Origin of the sequence: Streptomyces sp., assembly GCF_036566765.1 — a bacterium.
Lineage (GTDB): Bacteria > Actinomycetota > Actinomycetes > Streptomycetales > Streptomycetaceae > Streptomyces.
In genome coordinates, this window is record NZ_DATCVQ010000530.1 from 1 (window position 1) to 4333 (window position 4333).

At 67.1% G+C, this 4333-nt stretch carries 3 protein-coding genes and 2 pseudogenes; 4 read left to right on the top strand and 1 reads right to left on the bottom strand.

What is annotated here, in order from left to right; all coding sequences use genetic code 11:
- The first annotated feature begins 523 nt into the window (after positions 1-523).
- From VIU94_RS30665 to VIU94_RS30675, 3 genes and pseudogenes are all read left to right on the top strand, one after another.
- Positions 524-820 (top strand): hypothetical protein, encoded by a 297-nt coding sequence (locus tag VIU94_RS30665; protein ID WP_331916302.1) that lies wholly within the window; start codon positions 524-526, stop codon positions 818-820.
- 475 nt (positions 821-1295) lie between these two features.
- Positions 1296-1913, top strand: a complete 618-nt coding sequence (locus VIU94_RS30670) for a hypothetical protein (RefSeq protein WP_331916304.1) — start codon at positions 1296-1298, stop codon at positions 1911-1913.
- A gap of 305 nt (positions 1914-2218) precedes the next feature.
- Positions 2219-2945: pseudogene (locus tag VIU94_RS30675) on the top strand (DUF2625 family protein).
- On the opposite strand, the pseudogene VIU94_RS30680 reads toward VIU94_RS30675, so the two are convergent.
- Positions 2895-3749 (bottom strand): annotated as a pseudogene (locus VIU94_RS30680) (IS5 family transposase). The pseudogenes VIU94_RS30675 and VIU94_RS30680 overlap by 51 nt on opposite strands.
- Before the next feature lie 409 nt (positions 3750-4158).
- Here VIU94_RS30680 and VIU94_RS30685 point away from each other — a divergent pair.
- A partial coding sequence (locus VIU94_RS30685) for a putative quinol monooxygenase (RefSeq protein ID WP_331916306.1) occupies positions 4159-4333 on the top strand: 175 nt, incomplete at its 3' end.

A 4333-nucleotide genomic window follows, 5' to 3' on the forward strand; every position in this document is an offset into this window, starting at 1 on the left:
TGGGCTCTGGACGACGAGGGTGCCGTCGGCCTCTCCGACAGCGAGGTGCCAGACGCCGGCTCGGATCTCGCTGAGCGACCGGCGGCGAGCGTTTCCCGAGCCGGACGAGGGCGGCACACGGGGCGCAGAACACGGAAGACCACAACGCCGGTCGCTCCTCGCCCTCGGGGATGAGGCTGCGCCGGTGACCGCGCAGCGGGAGAGGGGCGTCAGAGCATGGGTCGGGAACCGGCCGCACCACGAACCGGCGACGCTGGCGTAAACATCGCCGGACAGTCGACGCAGTCCTGCAGCACTTGCCCGCAGCCGGACAAGGAGGCTTACGCCGCGGGACGAGCCGCAGCGGGGTTCCATGGCCCGCGCAACGTGACGGCGGCGTCGTCGTTCTGGCCTGATGTTCCAGCATCAATGTCAGTGCCAGTGCCGCCCGTTACGTTGATCCCCCTGACGCCGCTCGTCGCACGAGAGGGGTGGGCCTGTTGTTCGTAGGTGTGGCGGGAGGAGACGCATGAGGGCTTGGTTGATGTTGGCAAAGGACGGTGGCAAGCGGATCGGCGCGGGCTACGACGACAACCCCGCCACGCACTACAGACCGCGGCACGGAGGTCACGGCGCAGCAGCAGGCCGGCGCCTGCATCTGGCCGACGACCTCAAACCCTTCCCCGACTACGCCAAACTCCACTGCGCGCCGCTCGCGGTGAGCGTCACCGCGGACCACGTCAAATGGCTCGCCAAACACTGGGCCATGCACCGCACGAACACGGTGCAGGCCACGATCCCGCAGCAGAGCGGCCCCGCAGACACGGCACCCGTCTCCTGACCGTACGCGCACGAACTCGTGGACGGCGAGCCTCACAACCCCCAATCGCGCCCCCGAGACCGGCCTCTACCACCGCGGGAACGACCTACAGCCCAATCCCGGGCAGCTGACTCCTGAGGCACCTGCGCCCCAGCCGTATCCGGCTGTGTCAAGGAAAGGCGGGGTGAGGCGAGATGCTCGCTCCCGGAAGGGCTGGCCGGCGCGGGATTGCGGCGGGCGAGGCCCTCGAGCAGCCTGCAGTGGGCCTCGAGGCGTTCGGCTCTCGGCTCGGCCGGCCTCCCACGCGGTGATGCTCGCCGTACACGCGTCACGGAAATCGAGCCAGAACCTGTCCAAGGACAGCGTTTGTCGACGGATTCGGACGGCAGTTGTTGATCAACCCGACTCGGGCTGTCCGTTCACAGCCGGCGACATATCCGAGGCCGGGCTCCGTCACCGGCACGCCGCAGTACAGGTGATCGGTATTCGCACGCGCATGGGGTTGGACATCACTGTGATGATCGCCGACTGGTCACGGCTGGGTGAGGTTCCGTCCAGGGACAGGCTGTCGCGGTTGAGGGATGCCTGGTACGCCGACGAGACCGGGCTATGGGATCACGATGCGCCAGTGGTCGAAGGCAACTGGAATTGGCCACGAGGGGCCGGCAGCGCCCTCTTCGCCGTCTACGAGTTCCGAGGCACCCTCGGTTCGTTCAAGCCCCACCTCTGGGCTGGGGAGCGGTGGGAGTCCGTACGCGACCATGCCGACCCACTGGTACGGGCCCGTTTGGATGCCCTGCTGCCCGGGCGGACCTGGGGAGGGCTGGACGGTGAGACGGAGCACGTGGATCAGGGCTTCTTCTGCGACGACCCCGCCGTCGCCTATGGCGTGCTGCTCGCGAGGTCGCCGGCCAGCGTGCGGGAACTGGCCGCGACTTCAAAGGAGGTACGGCCCTGGCTCGAGGGGTTGCGTGGGCCGTTTGATGAGCATCCTGCCGTACCTGAGGGCTGGGTCCGCGACTTCGACGAGTTCTCCGAACTGCTGGACGACTGGTGCCGCGACCTTTCCGAAGCCGCCCAGCACGGCTGGGGACTCATAGGGCTGAGCGAGTAGGGCGCGACCGGTCGCCTCGCGCGACATGATCACGCCGGATCGCTACGTACCGGCCGCGGTGGTTCGGGGACGGCGGCTCGGGGGCGGCGGTACCGGCGCGGAGGGTCGCGATGTATGTGGTGACGACGACGCGGCTGCCGCGGTAGCCGCGTTCTCGGATTTCGCGAAAGAGGGCGGCGGCGTTGATGGTGCCGCCGCGGAAGCGTTGTTGCAGTCAGGGCTTAAGAGGTCGTCTCGATATGCGGTTGGTGCGACGAAGCTCCCTGGCGGTTGGGGCCGCATGGTGCGGGTGCGACGATGCGGGCATGCGCGAGTTGAGCGAGTTGATCGACGTCGAGGAACCGGCTTGGCCTGAGCTCAGGGAGATCGTCGGTGCCGGGCCAGTGTCCGTCGAGGTGCTCCCGGCTGATGGCGGCCTGGGGAAGGCGTCACTTCTCCAGTTACAGGTCACGGCCAGGTCGTATTTGGGCGCGGTGGTGCTGCACTGTGGCGGTCTGCTGGTGGACGACGGATGGTTGCGGGTCTTCGGCAGCCCCGTGGACGGCGCGGCACGTGGGGCCGAGTCTGGCGCAGGTCAATCAGCTCCCTGGAGCGTTCGACCCTGCGTGGCGGGCTGATCCCGGTCTGGTGGTGGCCCAGGACGTGCTGGGCGGTGTCTTTGTTCTCAACGGCGGAGATCCGGCGGGCCACGGACGTCCTGGGGCCCCTGGGGAGATGGTCTACTTCGCTCCGGATTCGCTTCGCTGGGAGGCTTTGGGAGTCGGTCACTCAGCATGGATGGTCTGGCTGGTATCGGGGGCAATTGATGAGTTCTATGCGAATCTTCGCTGGCCCGGCTGGAAAATTGAGGTCGAGGCGCTGAACAGTGATCAGGGCCTGTCGCTGTTCCCGCCGTTGTGGTCTGCCGAGGCACGTCAGGACCTTTCCGCGACCAGCCGTCGAGCTGTGCCCATGACGGAGTTGCTTGGCGTCGCCCGGGACTCATGCCGACAGTTCGACGGAGTCGATCCGGGTTTTCTCGGCGTCGTGTGACCTGGCCGGCTGGTCGAGCCGGCGGTAGCAGATCAAGGCGGCAGCGATTCCGACGAAGGCCAGGAAGTACTCCGCCTTGCGCTCGTAGCGACGGTGCAGGCGGCGACAGCCGGCCAGCCAGGCCACCGTCCGCTCCACGGTCCAACGGTGGCGGCCCAGCCTCTGGGAGGACTCGATGCCCCTGCGGGCAATGCGCGGTGTGACGTTCCGGGACCGGAGCCATCGGCGCCGCAGGTGGCGTAGTCGTAGCCCTTGTCGGCATGGTGCTTGGCGGGTCGTCGACGACGGGGTCCGCGCCGGGAGCGGATGGGTGGAATACCCTGGACCAAGGGCTCCAGGGCCTGGCTGTCATGAGTGTTGGCGGCAGAGATCCCGATGGAGATGGGCAGACCGGTCCGCTCGGTGATCAAGTGGATCTTTGAGCCCTTCTTGCCGCGATCTACCGGATTCGGACCCGTCAGGTCCCCCTTTCGCTGCCCGCATGTTCACCGAGTCGATTGCGCACCGCGACCAGTCCAGTGCGCCGCGCGCGCCGAGCTCGTCCAGGGCCGAACGGTGGAGCTTGCCCCACACCCGAGCCCGGCTCCACTCGGTGAACAGGCGGTGCGCGGTCGGGCCCGACGGACCGAAGATCGGCGGCAGCTGTCGCCACGTACAGCCCGTCGTGGCCACGAACACGATCGCCGCCAACACCTGCCGGTCCCCGTACCTGCGTCGGCCACCACCCTGCGGCCGCATCGGAGCAGCAGGAACCACCCGCTGGAACAGCTCCCACAACCCATCCGGCACCAACCGCTCCACCATCGCCATCACGTCCGTGAGCCTAGCGATCAAGCCAGTTGAGACGATCTCTAAAGCGCGAGTTGTTGGGTGCGGGCCATGAAGGGAGTTTGGCGGTGTTCCCGCCGCGTCACGCGAATATCGACTCGTTGGACTGTATGTGGGGACGGAGACCATCAGCGAGGGAGGGTGGCCTGCCCCTCTTCTGAGAGGCCTTGAAGCCTCGCCTCTTTCAGGCATACATCTGGCGCCCATGCGACCGCCACCGCCTGAGCACGGACTGCGCACCGATCTACGTTGACGCCTCCACGGACCGGCTGCACCTGGAGATTAGGACGACTCCGACGCCGTGATCACACCCGCCGTACCAAGTTCGTCTCACCCCGTGACCAGCGGTTGCGGGATACCCCTTGGGTTGACTTCGCTTCAACGCATGTCGCAGCCGATACAACTCGTCATCCTCAGCAACGCACTTCCGGGCCGCGGCCAGGAACAGGTCACTGCATTCGAGCGTCTAGCGCCGATCGTGCGAGCCGAGCCGGGATGCCTGCGGTACGACATGCACCGGGTGAGCGACGAGCCCGACCGCTTCGTTCTCATCGAACGAT